17 protein-coding genes are annotated in these 17,117 nt (G+C 72.8%); 4 read left to right on the top strand and 13 right to left on the bottom strand.

All coding sequences use genetic code 11. The annotated features are described in order from the left end of the window. Window positions 1-60: 60 nt before the first annotated feature. The 12 genes from fliP to ASG51_RS06945 all read right to left on the bottom strand — a co-directional run bounded on the left by fliP (window position 61) and on the right by ASG51_RS06945 (window position 10,129). A complete protein-coding gene (gene fliP, locus ASG51_RS07000; RefSeq protein WP_056379897.1) occupies window positions 61-846 on the bottom strand; it encodes a flagellar type III secretion system pore protein FliP in 786 nt (261 codons plus the stop codon). Between the two features lie 6 nt (window positions 847-852). Continuing rightward, window positions 853-1,347 (bottom strand): flagellar basal body-associated FliL family protein, encoded by a 495-nt coding sequence (locus ASG51_RS06995; RefSeq protein WP_056213255.1) that lies wholly within the window; start codon window positions 1,345-1,347, stop codon window positions 853-855. Between the two features lie 23 nt (window positions 1,348-1,370). Beyond that, window positions 1,371-2,087, bottom strand: a complete 717-nt coding sequence (gene flgH / locus ASG51_RS06990) for a flagellar basal body L-ring protein FlgH (RefSeq protein WP_055957344.1) — start codon at window positions 2,085-2,087, stop codon at window positions 1,371-1,373. Further along, the gene (locus tag ASG51_RS25445; protein ID WP_347379730.1) at window positions 2,087-2,656 is read right to left on the bottom strand and encodes a MotE family protein; all 570 of its coding nucleotides are present in this window, start codon (window positions 2,654-2,656) and stop codon (window positions 2,087-2,089) included. The genes flgH and ASG51_RS25445 overlap by 1 nt, the downstream gene beginning before the upstream one ends. 356 nt (window positions 2,657-3,012) lie before the next feature. Then, window positions 3,013-4,140, bottom strand: coding sequence for a flagellar basal body P-ring protein FlgI (gene flgI, locus ASG51_RS06980; RefSeq protein ID WP_056349625.1), 1,128 nt, complete (start codon window positions 4,138-4,140; stop codon window positions 3,013-3,015). Beyond that, window positions 4,140-4,523: a flagellar basal body P-ring formation chaperone FlgA gene (gene flgA / locus ASG51_RS06975; protein ID WP_244472565.1), complete on the bottom strand. Its 384-nt coding sequence runs from the start codon at window positions 4,521-4,523 to the stop codon at window positions 4,140-4,142. The genes flgI and flgA overlap by 1 nt, the downstream gene beginning before the upstream one ends. 226 nt (window positions 4,524-4,749) lie before the next feature. Then, a complete protein-coding gene (gene flgG / locus ASG51_RS06970; protein ID WP_056213247.1) occupies window positions 4,750-5,538 on the bottom strand; it encodes a flagellar basal-body rod protein FlgG in 789 nt (262 codons plus the stop codon). A 52-nt stretch (window positions 5,539-5,590) separates the two neighbouring features. Then, window positions 5,591-5,935, bottom strand: coding sequence for a flagellar hook-basal body complex protein FliE (locus ASG51_RS06965; RefSeq protein WP_056213245.1), 345 nt, complete (start codon window positions 5,933-5,935; stop codon window positions 5,591-5,593). Between the two features lie 8 nt (window positions 5,936-5,943). Continuing rightward, window positions 5,944-6,360 (bottom strand): flagellar basal body rod protein FlgC, encoded by a 417-nt coding sequence (flgC, locus tag ASG51_RS06960; protein ID WP_056213243.1) that lies wholly within the window; start codon window positions 6,358-6,360, stop codon window positions 5,944-5,946. After that, entirely contained in the window at window positions 6,360-6,743 is a 384-nt protein-coding gene (gene flgB / locus ASG51_RS06955) for a flagellar basal body rod protein FlgB (protein ID WP_056213241.1), read from the bottom strand. Before flgB ends, flgC begins: the two co-directional genes overlap by 1 nt. A gap of 90 nt (window positions 6,744-6,833) precedes the next feature. Continuing rightward, window positions 6,834-8,144, bottom strand: a complete 1,311-nt coding sequence (locus ASG51_RS06950; protein ID WP_056277303.1) for an MFS transporter — start codon at window positions 8,142-8,144, stop codon at window positions 6,834-6,836. 32 nt (window positions 8,145-8,176) lie between these two features. Then, window positions 8,177-10,129: a hypothetical protein gene (locus tag ASG51_RS06945; RefSeq protein WP_056379895.1), complete on the bottom strand. Its 1,953-nt coding sequence runs from the start codon at window positions 10,127-10,129 to the stop codon at window positions 8,177-8,179. A 198-nt stretch (window positions 10,130-10,327) separates the two neighbouring features. Between ASG51_RS06945 and ASG51_RS06940 the strand changes: the two genes are divergently transcribed. Further along, window positions 10,328-10,525, top strand: a complete 198-nt coding sequence (locus tag ASG51_RS06940; RefSeq protein ID WP_056379892.1) for a hypothetical protein — start codon at window positions 10,328-10,330, stop codon at window positions 10,523-10,525. A 77-nt stretch (window positions 10,526-10,602) separates the two neighbouring features. Here the strand turns inward: ASG51_RS06940 and ASG51_RS06935 are convergent, their stop codons facing one another. Next, a complete protein-coding gene (locus ASG51_RS06935; RefSeq protein ID WP_056213236.1) occupies window positions 10,603-11,586 on the bottom strand; it encodes a LacI family DNA-binding transcriptional regulator in 984 nt (327 codons plus the stop codon). Window positions 11,587-11,754: 168 nt separating this feature from the next. Here ASG51_RS06935 and ptsP point away from each other — a divergent pair, with 168 nt between their 5' ends. From ptsP to ASG51_RS06920, 3 genes are all read left to right on the top strand, one after another. After that, the gene (ptsP, locus tag ASG51_RS06930; protein ID WP_056379890.1) at window positions 11,755-14,307 is read left to right on the top strand and encodes a phosphoenolpyruvate--protein phosphotransferase; all 2,553 of its coding nucleotides are present in this window, start codon (window positions 11,755-11,757) and stop codon (window positions 14,305-14,307) included. Next, window positions 14,304-15,263, top strand: a complete 960-nt coding sequence (pfkB, locus tag ASG51_RS06925; RefSeq protein WP_056379888.1) for a 1-phosphofructokinase — start codon at window positions 14,304-14,306, stop codon at window positions 15,261-15,263. Before ptsP ends, pfkB begins: the two co-directional genes overlap by 4 nt. 82 nt (window positions 15,264-15,345) lie before the next feature. After that, on the top strand, window positions 15,346-17,073 hold the full coding sequence (locus ASG51_RS06920) for a fructose-specific PTS transporter subunit EIIC (protein ID WP_056379886.1): 1,728 nt from the start codon (window positions 15,346-15,348) through the stop codon (window positions 17,071-17,073). The last annotated feature ends 44 nt before the right edge of the window (window positions 17,074-17,117 follow it).

Genomic DNA, 17,117 nt, shown 5'->3' with positions numbered 1-17,117 from the left:
CCGCCAGCCTTGCGCGGAGATTGCGTCGCGACGCGCCGGGCGGCCCGCGCCGCCGAAGCGCTAGAAGAACGACCGGACCAGGCCTCCCACCAGCATGTTCCAGCCGTCGATGAGGATGAAGAACAGCACCTTGAACGGCAGCGAGATCACCGTGGGCGGCAGCATCATCATGCCCATCGACATGACGATGGTGGAGACGATCATGTCGATCACCAGGAACGGCAGGGCGATCAGGAAGCCGATCTCGAAGCCGCGGCGCAGCTCCGAGATCATGAAGGCCGGGATCAGGATGCGCAGGTCGATCTTCTCCCCCCCCTCGGCCTTCGGGATGCTGCGGCTGGCCAGATCCGTGAAGGTCTGGAGGTCCTTCGGGCGGACATGCTGGGTCATGAACTCCCGGAACGGCTCGACGAGCTTCGGGATCGCCTCCACCTCGGAGATCCGGTTCTCCGTGAGCGGCTTCAGGCCCTCCTCCCAGGCCCGGTCGAAGGTCGGCGCCATGACGTAGAAGGTCATGAACAGCGACAGGCTGACGAGGAAGATGTTGGCCGGCGTGCTCTGGAGGCCGAGGCCCGAGCGCAGGAACGAGAACGCGATGGCGAACCGGGTGAAGCTCGTCACCATGACGAGGAGGCCGGGGGCCAGCGACAGCACGGTGAGCAGCGCCACGAGCTGCAGGATGCGCCCGCTCGCCGCCCCGTTCCCGGCCGGCAGCAGCGCATCGAGGGCGGGCAGGCCCGTGGCCGACTGGGCCAGCGCCGGCCCGGCGAGGGCGAGGCCGGCGCCGAGTCCGGCGGCGAGGGCGAGGCCGGCGGTGACGGATCTTGAGAGGGTCGGCACGGTCATCGGGCCCTACTGCACCACCAGCATCTCGACGATCAGCTCGCGGACCTGCCCCTTCGTGCGCAGGGCCACCCGCTCGTTGAGGTCCTCGCGCAGGTGCAGGAGCCCGCTGGCACCCTCGATCTGCTTCAGGGAGACGGTGCGCAGGTAGGCGACGATGTCGGAGCGGATCTCGGCGAGCGCCACGTCCGGGTTCGGCACGGCGCCGGTCTTGAACACGACCGAGGATTCGAGGCGGACCCAGGCGTCGTTGGTGTCGGCGAGGTTGGTGACCACCGAGCCGACGCTGCGCAGGGCGAGGTCGCCGGTGTATTTCAGGACCTTGACCGCCTTGTCCTCCTCGTCCTTCTTCTTGCCGTCCACCGCCTTCTCGACGGTAGACAGGAGGTAGAGGCCGAGACCGCCGCCCGTGCCGATGGCGACGAGGCTGGTCAGGGCGAGGGCCAGGATCCAGCCCTTGCCGCCGCCCTTCTTCGCCGCCGTCTTGTCGTCCTTGGCCGCCATGGTTCCGCTCCCGCCCCCAGGTCTCAGAACGGCGCCAGGGTCTCGAAGACCTGCTGACCGAAGGTCGGCGCCTGCACGTCCGAGATGCGGCCGCGCCCGCCATAGGAGATGCGCGCCTCGGCGATCTTGTCGTAGTCGATGGTGTTCTTGCGCGAGATGTCCCGCGGCCGGACGATGCCCGCCACGGTCAGCACGCGGACCTCGTTGTTCACCCGCACCTCCTGCGAGCCGCTGATGACGACGTTGCCGTTGGGCATCTGCTCGGTGACGATGGCGGCGACCTGGAGGCGCAGCACCTCCGAGCGGTCGATGTTGCCGGCGCCCTTGGTCTCGGTGGAGGAGCGGATGCCGGCATCCGCGGTGGCCGTGTCCTTCAGGGCCGAGACGCCGTAGCCGAAATCGAAGCCGAGGCCCGACTTCTGGCTTCGCGAGCGGTCGCTCGAATTGCCGAACTGCGCCTTGTCGTCGATGAGGATCGAGACCGTGATCACGTCGCCGATGTTGCGGGCGCGCGGATCCTGGAACATCTCGGCGCTGCCCGGCGCCCAGGTCGAGTGGTAGGTCCGGCGCCCGAGGGAGCCGTAGGTGGTCGGCAAGGCCTCGCGTGGCGGCTGCAGGCCGGTGCCGATCGGCGTCAGCAGCGGCGCCTGGCCGATCCGGTCCACCGGCGTGTTGCAGGCGCCGAGGGCGGGCGCCGCCAGCACCAGGATCAGGCCGGCCCGGAACGTGTTGGGAAGCATCAGGATTTCTCGCTCGTGCGGGGCTTCTTGCCCGGCTCGGTCTTACCCGCGCCGGTCTTGCCCATCTCGGTCATCATGCGGGCCAGCTGCGCGGCGCGCGCGGCCTCCATCTCGCTCAGGATCGCGCTCGCGTTCCGGGCGTTGAGCTTGGTCAGGATCGCAGCGGCGCCCTCGTCGGGCATGTTGGCGAGCTGGAGCGCGGCGGCATCCGCCCGCATCTTGGTGTAGATCGCCACCACGCCCTCGTCGGCCTTGGCCAGGAAGGCGTCGCGGCGGGCGAGCCAGGTCTCGTACTCGGCGCGCTTGGCCTCCAGGGCGGCGATCCGCTCCTCGACCTGCCTCTCCAGGGTCGCCAGCTGCTCCTTCTGCCAGGCGAAGCGGGCGTCGGCGGCGGCGTCCGCGATGCTGGCGCAATAGGCCGGTGGCTTCGGCGCGGGCTTGACCGGCTCCGGCTCGGGGGCCCGGACCTCGGCGACCTGCGCCGGTTCGGCGGGCTTCACCTCGGACGCCTTGGCATCGGACCCCTTGGCATCGGACGCCTTGGCCTCGATCGCCCCCGTGGTCTCGATCGGCTGGGACACCACCGCGACGGGCTCGGCCGGGCCGACCAGTGGGATGACGCCGGCGACGGGCTTGTCTGCCACGGGCTTGGCCGCGACGGCGAGGCGGGGCGCGGCCGACTTCGCCGCGGCCTTCGGGAGCGGGCCCGGGTTCATCCCCGAGATCGCCGGTCGGCCGCCCTCGACGGCGCCGGCCGGGCCGAGGCCGAAGGCGGCGAGCGCCAGGACGCCGACGAACAGGAGGCCGACGAACAGCAGGACCCGCAGCGCCATCAGGGCGAGCCAGCGGGCGGGCCGGGTCAGGCCGGCCGGGCGCACGACGAGGCGGGCCGCCGCGCCCGGCAGGGGATGGCCGTTGGCCGCGCTCATTGCACCACGAGCTCCGCCTGAAGCGCCCCGGAGGTCTTCACCGCCTGGAGGATCGAGATGATGTCGCTGGGCTTGAGGCCGACGTTGTTGAGGCCGCGCACCAGGGTCTGGAGGTCCGAGCCGCCGATGATCGCCATCCGGCCGGACTGCTCGTTGACCGCCACCTCCGTGCGCGGCACCACCGCCGTCTGCCCGTTGGAGAACGGCGCCGGCTGCGAGACTTCGGGGGCCTCCGTCACCCGCACCGTGAGGTTGCCGTGCGTCACCGCCACGGTGGAGATCTGGACGTTGCGGCCGATCACCACCGTGCCGGTGCGCTGGTCGACGACGACGCGGGCCGGGGTGTCGGGGTTGACGGTGAGGTCGCCGATCTCGGCCACGAACCGGGTCTGGGCGATGTTGCTCGGCCGCATCAGGGCGATGGCGCGCTGATCCCGCGGGGCCGCGACCCGGCGGTTGAAGCGCGCCAGCGCGTAGGCGTTGATGGCGTCGGCCACCATGGTGGCGGTCTTGAAGTCGGGGTTCTTCAGCTCGAACACGAGTTCCGGCAGATCCCGGAAGGTGCCCGGCACCTCGCGCTCGATCAGGGCGCCGTTGGGGATGCGCCCGGCCGTCGGCACGCCCTGGGTCACCGTCTCGGCCTGGCCGCCGACGCTGAAGCCCGAGACCGCGAGGGGCCCCTGCGCGGCGGCGTAGGTCAGGCTGTCGCCGCCCATCAGCGGCGTCATCAGCAGGGTGCCGCCCTTGAGGGAAGTGGCGTCGCCCAGCGAGGTCACGGTGACGTCGATGCGCGAGCCGGTGCCGGTGTAGGGCGGCAGGTCGGCGGTCACCATCACGGCGGCGACGTTGCGGGTGCGCAGGCGGGCGTCGCGGACGTTGATGCCCATGCGATCGAGCATCGACTGCAGGGATTGCTCGGTGAACTGGGCGTTGCGCAGGGTGTCGCCGGTGCCCTGCAGGCCGGTGACGAGGCCGTAGCCCACGAGCTGGTTGTCGCGCACGCCCTTGAGGGTGGCGATGTCCTTGATCCGGGTGCCGGCCAGGGCGGGCGCGGGCAGGGCCAGGAGGAGGGCCGCGGCGAGAGCCGGGAGCTTGGTGAGGATTTTGGCCAGGAGGCGGCGCATCAATGGTCCCCGGTCCGGATTCGGCCGTCGGCCATCACGGTGCCGAGCACGATGCGGTTGGTGTCGGTGTTGCGCACGCGGATGACGTCGCCGAGGCCGCCGTTCTGGAGCGGCGCGCCGACGGCGGTGATGAGCAGGCCCTGCTCCTCGAACACGATCTGCGTCGGGGTGCCCCGGCTGACGAGGCGGGGATCGTCGATGGCGTTGACCGGCACCGGCTCGCCCGGGAGCAGCATCCGCTTGGCGACGCGCCCGGAGATCGCCAGGGCGGCGTCGACCACGGCGGTGCGGGCCTTGAAGCTTTCCGGATAGGCCTGCATCCGCAGCATCGACGGCTTGATGGTGTCGCCGGGATAGATCGTCACCGTCGGCACCGGCAGCATCAGGTCCTCGGCCGCGGCCGGCCCGGCCAGCAGCGCGAGCCCGACGGCGGCGAGGCGGCACCGGCTGCGCGGGGAAAGGCCCGGAAGGTGAATACCCATGACGTGGTCGCGCCCTTGGAGAATGCCCGAACGGGCGGCCACGGCCCCGGCGGAGAGCCGGTGCCGCCCGTCGCCGCCGCGCGGAGGTGGGGGTATGGGGCTCAGGCGGCGGCGCCGCCCGACGCGCTTAGCGGATGCCCTTGGAGATCGTGCCGGCCATCTCGTCGGCGGCCTGGATCACCTTCGAGTTCATCTCGAAGGCGCGCTGGGCCGTGATCATGTTGGTGATCTCCTTGACGGGATCGACGTTCGAGCTCTCCAGGTAGCCCTGCTGCAGCTTGCCGAAGCTCGGGTCGCCGGGCACGCCGGTGACGGGGGCACCGGAGGCCGCGGTCTCGCGGTAGAGGCCGTTGCCGAGGGGCTCCAGGCCGGCATCGTTGGCGAAGTTCGCCAGGGTGATCTGGCCCAGGTTCTGCGCCTGCACCTGCCCGTCCACCTTGGCGAAGACCTGGCCCGACTGGTTGATCACCACGTCGACGGCGCCGTTGGGGATGAGGACCGCCGGGTCGAGGGCGTAGCCCTCCAGGGTGACGATCTGGCCGGTGTTGTTGCGGTTGAAGGCCCCGGCGCGGGTGTAGTTGATCTCGCCGTTGGGGTTGGTGATCTGGAAGTAGCCCCGGCCGTTCACCGCGAGGTCGAGCTGGTTGGCGGTGTTGGCGAGCGGCCCCTGGCGGTGCAGGTTGCGGATGGCGGCGGTGCGCACGCCGAGGCCGAGCATCGCGCCCTCCGGCACCGGCTCCTGGCCGGCCTGGTTGGGCACGCCCTGCTGGCGCTCGGCCTGGTAGAGCAGGTCGGTGAACTCGGCCCGCGCCCCCTTGAACCCGGTGGTGTTCAGGTTGGCGATGTTGTTGGCGATGACCTCGAGGTTCATCTGCTGGGCGTTCATGCCCGTGGCCGCGATGGCGAGCGCTCTCATGGTGTCCCGGTCCCGTCGAAGCGTTTGGCAGGGTTGTCCACGCGATCCATCGTCAGATCGGCATGCGGCTGAGCTCGAGATAGGCGGCGACCACCTTGTCCCGGACGGCGATGGCGGTCTGTAGGCTCTGCTCGGCCGACATCACCGCCTCGACCACCTGCTGCGTCGAGGCCTTGCCCTGGATGCCCGAGATGGCGGTGGCCTCGCCGGTGCGCAGGGAGGTGCGCAGCCCCCCGGCGAGCTGCGCCATGACGTCCCCGAAATCGGTGGCGGGACCGGCCGTGGCGGCCGCCGGGATCACGGGGAAGCTCGTGCGCGCCAGCGGCGCGGCCGAGTCGGTGCGGGTGATGCCGGCGGCCCGGTCGAAGGCGGCGAGCGAGGTGAGGGCTTCGATCATCGCGGGTCTCAGGTTCTCAGGAGGTCGATGACGCTGGCGACCATGGCGCGGGCCTGCTTGATCACCTGGACGTTGGCTTCGTAGGAGCGGTTGGCCTCACGGATGTCGGCCATCTCCACCAGCACGTTGACGTTGGGCATCTTCACGTTGCCCTCGGCATCGGCCGCCGGGTTGCCGGGGTCGCGCTCGATGCGGAACGGCGCGTCGTCGGTGCCGATCCGCCGCAGGGCCACGGTGGGGCCGCCCGCGGCCCGGTCCAGGGCGGACCGGAAGGTCACGGTCTTGCGGGCATAGGGGTCCGCCCCGGGGCCATCGCCGACGGATTGTGCGTTGGCGACGTTCTCGGCGGCGATGCGCAGGCGCAGGGACTGCGCCTCCATGCCGGCGCTGGCGAGGCGGGTGGAGGCGGCGAGGGGGTCGATCATCAGCTCTTCACCGCCGCCTTGAGCATCCGGTCGAAGGCCTTGACGATGCCCATGTTGAGGTTGTGCTCGCGGCTGACCTCGCCGGCCTTGAGCATCTCCTGCTCCAGGCTCACCGAGCTCGAGGTCGAGAGCGCGTCCCAGGCCTCGGCGGCCGAGACCGGCTTCGTCGGGATGCGGCCCTCGACGGAGGTGACGTGGGCGCTCTCCGTCAAGGCCATGCCGGCGGAGGCCGTGCGCGCCATCACCTCGGAGAACGGCACCACGTCGCGCGCCTTGTAGTCGGGCGTGTTGGCGTTCGCGACGTTGCTCGCGATGGTCGACTGACGCACCGCGAGGTAGCGCGCCTGCTGCGAGGCCAAGTCGAAGAGGTAGACGCCTGTCACGGCCGGCTCCGGTCCCGATCATTCATGACCGAAGCTTTAGGGAGCCTATCTTGTCCGAGGCTGACGGGGGCGGCGCGCGCCGGCCGCCGCTCAGCGCGCCTCCGCGTTCGCCTCGAGGTCCCGGCCGCGGGTCTCGGGCATGAGGAGGGCCGCGATCGTGCCCACGATGCTGAAGGCCACGAGGTAGTAGGCCGGGGCCAGCTTGTCGCCCGAGACGGCGATGAGCTTGTTCACGAGGTAGTTCGTGCTCCCCCCGAAGATCGAGACCGAGAAGGCGTACACGATGGAGAGGCCGGCGCTGCGCACCGCGCGCGGCAGGGCTTCGGGAATCGCCACGATGATTGCCGCCGCGTTGATGGAGGACAGGGCCGAGAGCAGGAAGGTCACGGCGTAGACCGACGGGCCGGTCGGGTCGCGCACGAGCCAGGCGAAGGCCGGCACGGTCAGCACCACGATGAGCGCGCGGGGCCAGATCATCACCGGGCGCCGGCCGAACCGGTCGGCCAGCCAGCCGCCGAGGAGCGGGAAGACGATGGAGGCGAGGCCGAGGGCGATCGGCACGGCGGTGGAGACCGTCTCGGTGAGCCCGAGGGTGGCCTGGGCGTAGACCGGCATGTTGGTGCCCACCGCGTTGGAGACGGTGGAGGCCGCGATGACGAGGAAGGTCAGGACCAGCATCCGGCCGTGCTCGCGCACCAGGCGCCGGACCACCGCGCGCGTGGACTCGGCCGCGGCCGGGTCGGCGCGCTCGCCGGCGGTCTCGGGCAGGTGGCTGCGGATGATCAGGCCGACGGGGACGACGCCGATGCCCAGCGCGAACATCACCCGCCAGCCCCAGCTGGCCATGGCGTCGTCGCCAACCGCGTAGGTCAGGGCCGAGGCCACCAGGCCGGCGATCAGCGCGGCGCAGCCCTGGCTGGCGATCTGCCAGCTCGCCACGAAGCCGCGCTGCTGCCCCGGCGCGGCCTCCAGGAGGTAGGCGGTGGAGGGGCCGACCTCGCCCCCCAGCGCGAGCCCCTGGATGAGCCGGCCCACGATGACGATGACCTGCGACCAGCCCCCCAGGGTGGCGTAGCCGGGGGCGGCCGCCAGCATCACCATGCCGATGGCCATCAGCGCGATGGTGATCAGCATGGCGGGCTTGCGTCCCGCCCGGTCCGCGAAGGCCCCGATGAGGATGCCGCCGATGGGCCGCATGACGTAGCCGATGCCGAACAGGGCCAGGGAGGCGAGCAGGCTGTCGGTGGCGTTCTGCGAGGGGAAGAACGCCTCCCCGATGGGTTTGGCGAAGAAGGCGTAGATGGTGAAGTCGTAGAACTCGAGGGCGTTGCCGAGCACCACGGCGGCGACCGCCTTGCGTTCGAGGCGCGGGGGCCCCTCGGTGGTTCCGGTCGTGGGCATCGTCGTGTCCTCGTGGGTGTCCGCGGCCGGGCTCATGGCACCGGCACGTCCTGCGTCAGGGCATCGATGGAGAGCAGGTAGCCCAGCAGCGCCTCCTGGTCGGCGGGGCCGAAGCCGGCCGCGGCATCGACCCAGTAGGGGTGCCCCTCGCCCGTCACGCGCGCCGTGCGTGCGGTGGCGGAGGCGCGGTTGGCGGCCACGACCCGCCCGCGCAGGTCCCGGTCCACCAGGGCCCGCAGGCTGTTGCGCGGGTCCGGCGCGAGGCCGCTTTCCAGGGTGCCGGGCACGCCGAGCTGGCCGGCGGGGTCGGTCCCCACCGCCACGCCGCCATCGTGCAGGTAGGGCGCCGACCAGGCGAGGCCGACGAGGTTCGGGACCTTGTAGCCGCCCTCGGTGCCGGCATGGGCCCAGCCGAGCCGGACCTGCTTCAGGGCCTCGCCCTCCAGGGGGATCGGCACGATCCTGGGATCGGCCGGCAGGGGGAACGGCGTGTCGGTCGCGAACATCGACGGCGGTGCGAGGTGCGCCTCCATCTTGGCCCCGGCGCGGGCCCGGGTCGGCTCGGTGCCGATCTCGCCCACGGGCACGATCCGGTTGTTGGTCAGCGCCGGGCCGGCATGGCAGCCGGCACAGCCGGCCCGCGCGAACACCGCGCGGCCGGCCTCGGCCCCAGCCTTCGGGGCGGCCGGCGGACGCAGGAGGTTCTGGAAGGCCGACATGGCGTTGTTGGCGAAGTTCGCCGGCTCCCCGGCCGCGGAGGCGAACAGCCCGTTGTCGGTCATGTAGTTGGTCGCCGGAAAGCTCGGCAGGACGGCGTAGCGGTTGAGGCCGGGCGAGCCCGGCGTCGGGTCGAAGGCGGCCAGGATCGCACTCGGCCGCGTGGCTTTCGTCGGGTCGTAGCGCAGGGCCGGGTTCACCGCCCCCTGGAACAGGATGCCGAGGTAGAGGTCCGGATCGAGGCCGAACAGCCAGGGCGCGGCGGCGGCGAGCTGGGTCGTGTCGGAATTGGCCGCGTGCACGTTGTTGTTCAGGGACGACAGCCCGTGGAAGGGCCCGACCGCCTCGCGCCCGCTCCAGCTGTAGGGCTCGCCGTAGGCCGAGAAGCTCGACGGGATCGAGGTCGGGTTCGTCACCCGGTCGGCGGAGGAATCGAAGCTGCCCGGCGGCCAGCTCGCGACCTCGACCTTGGCCGCCGCCTCCAGCCTGTCCCGGTCCGGCAGCACCGCGGTCCCTCCCCCGGCGGTCGGGATCGTGCGGGACGGATCGCCCGCGACGGCCGCGAGGTCGACGCTGCCGTGCATGAAGTAGGCGGAGGCGTTGGCCGAGAGGGCGAGGAGCAGCCCGGCATTGAGGTCGGCGTTCGGCGCCCCCTCCACGACCTTGCCGGAGCGGGGATCGACCGCCGCGTGGCAGAGGGCGCAGGTGATGCCGAGGCGCAGGTGGCCCCGGTCGTAGAAGGTCTTCAGACCGATGATGCCGAGGCCGCCCTTTTCGACGTCGAGGCCGGTCGAGACCAAGTCGCCCTTGCGCCACTGGCGTTCGCCGATCCGCACGTCCTGGGCGACGCGGACCTGGAGGTTGTGGGTGGCCGTCCCGCCCAGCAGCAGCACGGCGCGGGCGACCTCGTAGGGCGTCAGGGCGCCGTCGAGCATCCCCATCACGTCGGTGAGGAAGACCTCGTTCCCGAAGGTCTCGGTGTAGAAGGCCTCCCGCCCGCGCGCGATGACGGCTTCGTCGATGGCGAAGGCGCCGGCCTCGGGCGACAGGGTCCGACGCCCCGCCTCGGTGGTGCGCAGGGTCGCGGCCTCCTCCCGGCCGATGCGGCGCCCGAGCACGTCGTAGGCCGTCGAGATCGGGTAGCGGTCGGGGTTCGCGAGGGCCTCCCGCGACGGCGTCGGCGCGTAGCTGAAGCGGCCGAAGCCGGCGAGGCCGGCCCCGGCGGCGAGGAGGACGAAGGAGCCGACGAGAAGGGAACGGGAACGCATGCCGAGGGTGTGTCTCCGGCCTGCAGGGGCCGGCGGACAACGAGTGCCGACGGCCAAGGTTCGATGACGGATGCGCGAGGGGCCGCGCCGCGCCGATCGGGTCTGCGGGACCGCACGGGGTCCGGCCCCTCGGAACCGGCGATCCCTGCGGGCGCTTGCTCCCCCGGGCGGGCCATCCGTCCGGTCGGGAGGACAGCCATGTCGCATGACACCGAAACGCATCAAGCCCTGCTCAGCGCCCTCAAGGCCGCCCAGGGTCGGTCCGACGGCGCCTTCGAGAAGGCCGTCACGGACGCCTTCGCGCATGTCTTCGAGCATCTCGAGCGCCTGAACGCCGTCAGCGGGCCGGACGAGGACCGGCCCCTGCAGCCCGGCGAGTCGCCGACCCTGCGCTGAGTCCGCCCCGCGACGGATCCGGCGCCGGGGCGAGACCGGGCCGGCGACGCCTCGGGCCCCCTGCGGCGGGCGCGGAGCTAGCCGCGCCCCGACGACCCCCGGACCACCAGCCGGCCACTCAGGGTGACCTTGCGGACGGCCTCGCCCGGCGCCTTCAGCCGGTCGAACAGCAGGGCCATCGCCTGGGCGCCGATCTGCGCCACCGGCTGCTCGATCACCGTGAGACCGGGCTCCACCAGGTCGGTCCAGGGGTCGTTGTCGAAGCCCGCGAGGCCGAGCTGGTCCGGGACCGCGAGGGCGAGCGTGCGCGCGGCGCGCACCGCGCCCATCAGCGTCAGGCCGTTCGACAGGATCAGCGCGTCGGGCCGGTCCGGCTCGGCCAGCCAGCGGGTGAGCGTGGCCTCGGCCGCCTCCGCGGTGGGCGGCGCCACGCGGGCCAGGGGCTCGGCGCCGCGATGCCGGAGCGCCGCCTCGTAGGCGGCCTGCCGCTCCTGCGCGGTGGAACTGGTCGAGCCGAACAGCCCCCCGATCCGGCGATAGCCGCGCTCCCAGAGATGATCGACCAGGGCGCCGGTGGCCGCCGCGTTGTCGAGGACGACGCTGTCGTAGGTCCCCGCCGGGCCGGTGCGGTCGATGAAGACCACCGGCACGTCGAGGCTGTCGGCTTTGAGCGATTCCGCCGTTCCGCGCGTGGGCGCGAAGATCACGCCGGTGACGCGCTCCTCCTCCATCAGCCGGAGGTACAGGCGCTCGCGCTCCGGATCCTCGTCGGTGTTGCACAGGATCACCCGCATGCCGGCGGCGTAGGCCGCGTCCTCCACCGCCCGGCTCACCGCCGTGAAGAACGGATTGCGGATATCGGCGACGATCAAGCCGATGGTCTGCGTCGATTGCGAGCGCAGGCGGCGCGCGGACAGATTCGGGCGATATCCAGTCGCCCGAACCGCTGCCTCGACCTGCTGGCGCAGGACGTCGCTGACCGGCCCTCGACCGAGAGCTCGGGAGACCGTGGCCGTCGAGACACCGGCGGCGCGCGCCACGTCACGAATACTGGCACTCATCTGGCGGAGAACGTTTTCAGCGTCATGACGTCGTTCTGGCATCCCGTCCCACCATCGGCAAGCGGCGATACGGCATTATTGCGCCGAATCGCGTTGACACCGATTGTGAAAACGTTTTCATAGTGCCAACGAGCATTTCAACAACCGTTTTTCCGGGAGGAGCACGCCATGCTCGCGCCGACGCCGATCCTACCTCCGCGCCTGCTGATCCAGCTGGGCGCGGCCCCGGCCAGCAAGGAAGCGGCGATCCGCGCGGCGGCCCAGCTCCTCGTCGCGTCCGGCTGCATCGATGCGCCCTACGAGGCCAGCATGCTGCGGCGCGAGGGCGTAGCGAACACCTATCTGGGCCACGGCGTGGTCATCCCGCACGGCATGGTCGACGACCGTCACCACGTCCGCGCCAGCGGGCTGGCGGTCCTGCAGGTTCCGGGCGGGATCGAATGGCACGACGGCCAGGTCGCCCACCTGGTGGTCGCCATCGCGGCGCAGTCGGACACCCACATCACCATCCTGCGCCGCCTCACCCGGCTCATCCAGGACGAGGCGCGCCTCGCCGCCCTGCGCATTACCACCCGCAAGGAGGAGATCGCCGCGGCCCTCACCGAGGACGCGCCCGCCCCCGGCGCGGCCGGCCCGGCCGGCGACCTCAGGCAGCGCTTCGACTGGACCGTCGACTATCCCACCGGCCTCCACGCCCGCCCGGCCGCCCACTGGGTCGAGACGGCCCGCACCTGTCCCGCCCGGATCCAGGTACGCCACGGCGCCGAGGTGGCCGACGCCAAGAATCTGATCGCCCTGCTCCAGCTCGGCCTGCGCTGCGGCGACGGGGTGACGATCTCAGCGGAGGGCGACGACGAGGCCGGCGCCCTCGCCCGGATCTGCGCGGCGGTGACGGGCCTGAGCGCGGGGGAGAAGGCCGCCGCCAAGGCCGCGGCGGACGCCGCCGCCCGGGCGGCCGGCCCGGTGGCCGGCTGGAATCCCGCCGATGCGCCGCGGGTGCTGGCGGGCCTCGGCGCGAGCCCCGGCCTCACCATCGGCCCCATCCACGTGCTGAGCCAGACGGAGGTCACGGTCCGGGACGAGCCCGAGCCCCTGACGTCGGGCGGCGACCGCCTGCACGCCGCCCTCGCCGCTACCGAGGGCCAGCTCCGGGCGCTGGCGGACGACACCGAACGCCGCCTCGGCAGGACCGATGCGGGCATCTTCCGGGCCCAGGGCGAGCTCATCGCGGACACGGACCTGATCACCCTGGCCTGCCAGCTGATGGTGGAGGGCCACGGGGTCGCCTTCGCCTGGAACCAGGCGGTGGAGCGGATGGCCGGCCGGCTCTCGGCCCTGGGCAATCCCGTGCTGGCCGCCCGCGCGGCGGACCTGCGCGACGTCGGCCGGCGGGTGCTGGCGCAGATCGACCCGTCGCTCAAGAGCGGCCACGACCTGCCGGACGTACCCTGCATCCTCATCGCCCCCGATCTCGCCCCGTCCGACACCGCGGGCCTCGATCCCACCCGGGTGATCGGCCTCGCCACGGCCCAGGGCGGCCCGACCTCGCACACCGCGATCCTCGCCCGCACCCTCGGCATTCCCGCCCTGGTGGCGGGCGGCGCCACCCTGCTCGCCCTGGAGAACCACACCCCCGCGATCCTCGACGGCGGCACCGGCCGGCTCTACCTCGATCCGAGCGCCGCCGACCTCGCCTCCGCCCGGGACTGGAGCGCGCGCCAGCGCGACAAGGCCGAGGAGGAGGCCCGCGCGCGCGCTCTGCCCGCCCGCACCCGGGACGGGCACGCGGTCGCCATCGGGGCCAACGTCAACAATCCCGAGCAGGTGCCCTTCGCCCTGGACCAGGGCGCGGAGGGCGTGGGCCTGATGCGCACCGAGTTCCTGTTCCTCGAGCGTGGCGACACGCCCACCGAGGACGACCAGTACGCCACCTACCGGGCAATGCTGGACGCCCTCGCCAGCCGTCCCCTCATCGTGCGCGCCCTCGACATCGGCGGCGACAAGCAGGTGGCCCACCTGCACCTGCCCCGGGAGGAGAACCCCTTCCTGGGCGTGCGCGGCGCCCGGCTGCTCCTGCGCCGGCCCGACCTGATGGAGCCGCAGCTGCGGGCCCTCTACCGGGCGGCGAGGGATGGAATTCCCGCCGATGCGGCCACCGGCAAGGAGGCCCCCCTGTCGATCATGTTCCCGATGATCACCTCGGTGCCGGAGGTGCTCGCGCTCCGGGCCCATTGCGACCGCATCCGGGCCGAACTCGACGCGCCGGAACTGCCGCTCGGCATCATGATCGAGGTGCCGGCCGCCGCGATCCAGGCCGACGCCCTGGCCCGGCACTGCGATTTCTTCTCGATCGGCACCAACGACCTGACGCAGTACGCCCTGGCCATCGACCGCCAGAACACCGAGCTCGCGCCGGAGGCCGATTCCCTGCATCCGGCGGTCCTGCGCCTGATCCACCTGACCTGCGAGGGCGCCGCCCGGCACAAGCGTTGGGTCGGCGTCTGCGGCGGCATCGCCGGCGATCCGTTCGGCGCCTGCCTGCTCGCCGGCCTCGGGGTCGACGAATTGTCGATGACCCCGCGCGACGTGGCCTCCGTGAAGGCGCGCCTGCGGGCGAGCGAGATGGGCGCGCTGCGGGCCCTGGCCGCCCGGGCCTGCGCCCAGGAGGACGCGGCCGCGGTCCGGGCCCTGGCCGTCCTCCTCGACGGAGAGCCCGCATGACCCGCGTGGTCACCCTCACCCTCAACCCGGCCCTCGACCGGACCGTGATCCTCGACGTCCTCCGGCCCGGCCACGTCCACCGGGCGCGCAGCACCCGCTCGGATGCGGGCGGCAAGGGCGTCAACGTCGCCGCCTGCCTCGCCGACTGGGGCGTGCCGGTGGCCGCCGCCGGCCTGCTCGGCCAGGACAATGCCGGGCCGTTCGAGGCCCTGCTCGCGGCCAAGGGCATCGCGGATCGCTTCGTCCGGATCCCGGGCGAGACCCGGACCAACCTGAAGCTGGTCGACGGCACCGGCGGCGACACCACCGACATCAACCTGCCGGGCCTCGCCGTCGAGGCCGGCAGCCTCGCCGCCGTCCGGGCGATGCTGCGCGAGGCCGTGGAGCCCGGCACCCTGGTGGTGCTGGCCGGCAGCCTGCCGGGCGGCGTGGCCCCGACGATCTACGCGGAGATCGCCGCCGAGCTGCGGCCGCTGGGCGCCCGCCTCGTCCTCGACGCCTCCGGCCCCGCCCTGGCGGCGGCCCTAGCCGCCCCGGCCGCGGCCCTGCCCTTCGCGGTCAAGCCCAACCGGCACGAGCTCGAGGAGTGGGCCGGGCGGTCCCTGCCGGATCTGGCCGGGGTGGGGGCGGCGGCCCGGGGCCTGGTGGCCCGCGGCATCCCCCTGGTGGTGGTCTCGCTCGGTGCCGAGGGGGCGCTGTTCGCCAGCGCCGACGGCACGGACCTGGCCCATCCGCCCGCGACCCGGGTGACCAGCACGGTGGGCGCGGGCGACGCCCTCGTGGCCGGCCTCGTGGCGGGCCTGCAGGCGGGCCTGGACCGGACCGCCACCGCCCGGCTCGCCCTGGCCTTCGCGGCCGGCAAGCTCGGGCTGGCGGGCGCCAACCTGCCCGCCCGCGACACGGTCCTGGCCCTCGCCGCGGCGGTACGGGTGGAGCCCCTCACGGCCTCGGCCTGAGGCACGGACCTTCGACGCAGCACGACGACGCACCGGCGGGCCGGGACGCGCCGCAAGGTGAGGAAACCATGGGGAGGAAGCCATGACGCAGGTGCTCGCAGTGGTGGGCGGTGGGGATCTCGGCCTGCACGCGGTGCTGGCCGGCGAGGCCCTGCGCGAGGCGGCGGGCCGGCGCAACCAGCCCCTGGACCTGGAACTGCGCGGCAAGGGCGTGCCCGGCACCGCCCTGAGCGCCGGCGCCATCGCCCGGGCCGACGCGGTGCTGCTGGTGGGCGAGGGCGACCTCGACGAGGGGCGCTTCGGGGCCATGCGCCGGGCCCGGATCCGCATCGAGGACGTGCTCACCGACGCCCACGCGGTGCTCGACCGGTTCCTCGGGGGGGCGGGCGAGGCGGCCGCGGCGACGGACGGGGCGCCGAGCGGACGCCGGCGGATCGTCGCCATCACCTCCTGCCCCACCGGCATCGCCCATACCTTCATGGCCGCCGAGGGCATCCAGGCGGCGGCCGAGGCCCTCGGCTACGCCGTCCGGGTCGAGACGCAGGGGTCGGTGGGCGCCCGCGACGCCCTGACCGCCGAGGAGATCGCGGCGGCCGACCTCGTGCTGATCGCCGCCGATACCGGGGTCGACCGGACGCGCTTCGCCGGCAAGCGGCTCTACGCCACCAACACCAAGGCGGCGATCCGCGACGGCAAGGGCTTGCTGGCCACGGCCTTCGCCGAGGCGCAGCGCCAGCCCGACGCGGGGACCACCGCGGCGGACGGGTCGGCCCGTCCGGCGGCGGCGGAGGAGAAGAAGGCGGGCGCCTACAAGCACCTGATGACCGGCGTCTCGTTCATGCTGCCCTTCGTGGTGGCGGGCGGCCTGCTCATCGCCCTGGCCTTCGCCGTCGGCGGCATCGACGCGATGAAGCCCGACCACGCCGGCACCCTGGGCTTCGCCCTGGGGGAGATCGGCGCCAAGGCGGCCTTCGCGCTCATCGTTCCGGTGCTGGCCGGCTACATCGCCTTCTCCATGGCCGACCGGCCCGGCATCGCGCCGGGGATGATCGGCGGCATGCTCGCCGCCAACCTGCAGGCCGGCTTCCTCGGCGGCATCGCGGCGGGCTTCATCGCCGGCACCACCACCGCCTTCCTCAATCGGCACATCCGCCTGCACCGGAACCTGGAGGGCCTGAAGCCGGTCCTGATCCTGCCGCTGCTGGCCACCGCCGTCACCGGCTTGCTCATGGTCTACGTCGTCGGCGTGCCCGTGGCGGCGATCCTGGCGGCGCTCACGGACTGGCTGCGCAGCATGCAGGGGGCGAGCGCCGTCGTGCTCGGTCTGGTGCTCGGCGGCATGATGGCGGTGGATATGGGCGGCCCGGTCAACAAGGCCGCCTATGCCTCCGCCGCCGCGCTGATCGCATCGGGCATCACCGCGCCCATGGCCGCCGTGATGATCGGCGGCATGACGCCCCCCCTGGGGATCGCGCTCGCCACCCGCCTGTTCCCCGGACGCTTCTCGCAGGCCGAGCGCGAAGCCGGCGGCGCGGCCGCGGTGCTCGGCGCCGCCTTCATCACCGAGGGGGCGATTCCCTTCGCGGCGGCCGATCCCCTGCGGGTGATCCCCGCGATGGTGGCGGGCTCGGCGCTGGCCGGCGCCGTGGCGCTCAGCCTCGGGGTCGAACTGAAGGTGCCCCATGGCGGCCTCTTCGTCCTGCCGATCCCCAACGCGGTGACCAACGTCCCCGGCGCCCTGATCGCCCTGGTGGTCGGCACCTTCGTCACCGGGCTGCTCGTCGGCCTACTCAAGACGCGCGCCGCCTGAGCCCGGCCGTCCCCCCTCCGTGGGGGAGGAACCCGCGCCGGGGC

Origin of the sequence: Methylobacterium sp. Leaf465 (assembly GCF_001424705.1) — a bacterium.
Taxonomy (GTDB): Bacteria; Pseudomonadota; Alphaproteobacteria; order Rhizobiales; family Beijerinckiaceae; genus Methylobacterium.
Note: the sequence above shows the minus strand (reverse complement) of the source record. Positions and strands in the feature narration are given on the sequence as shown.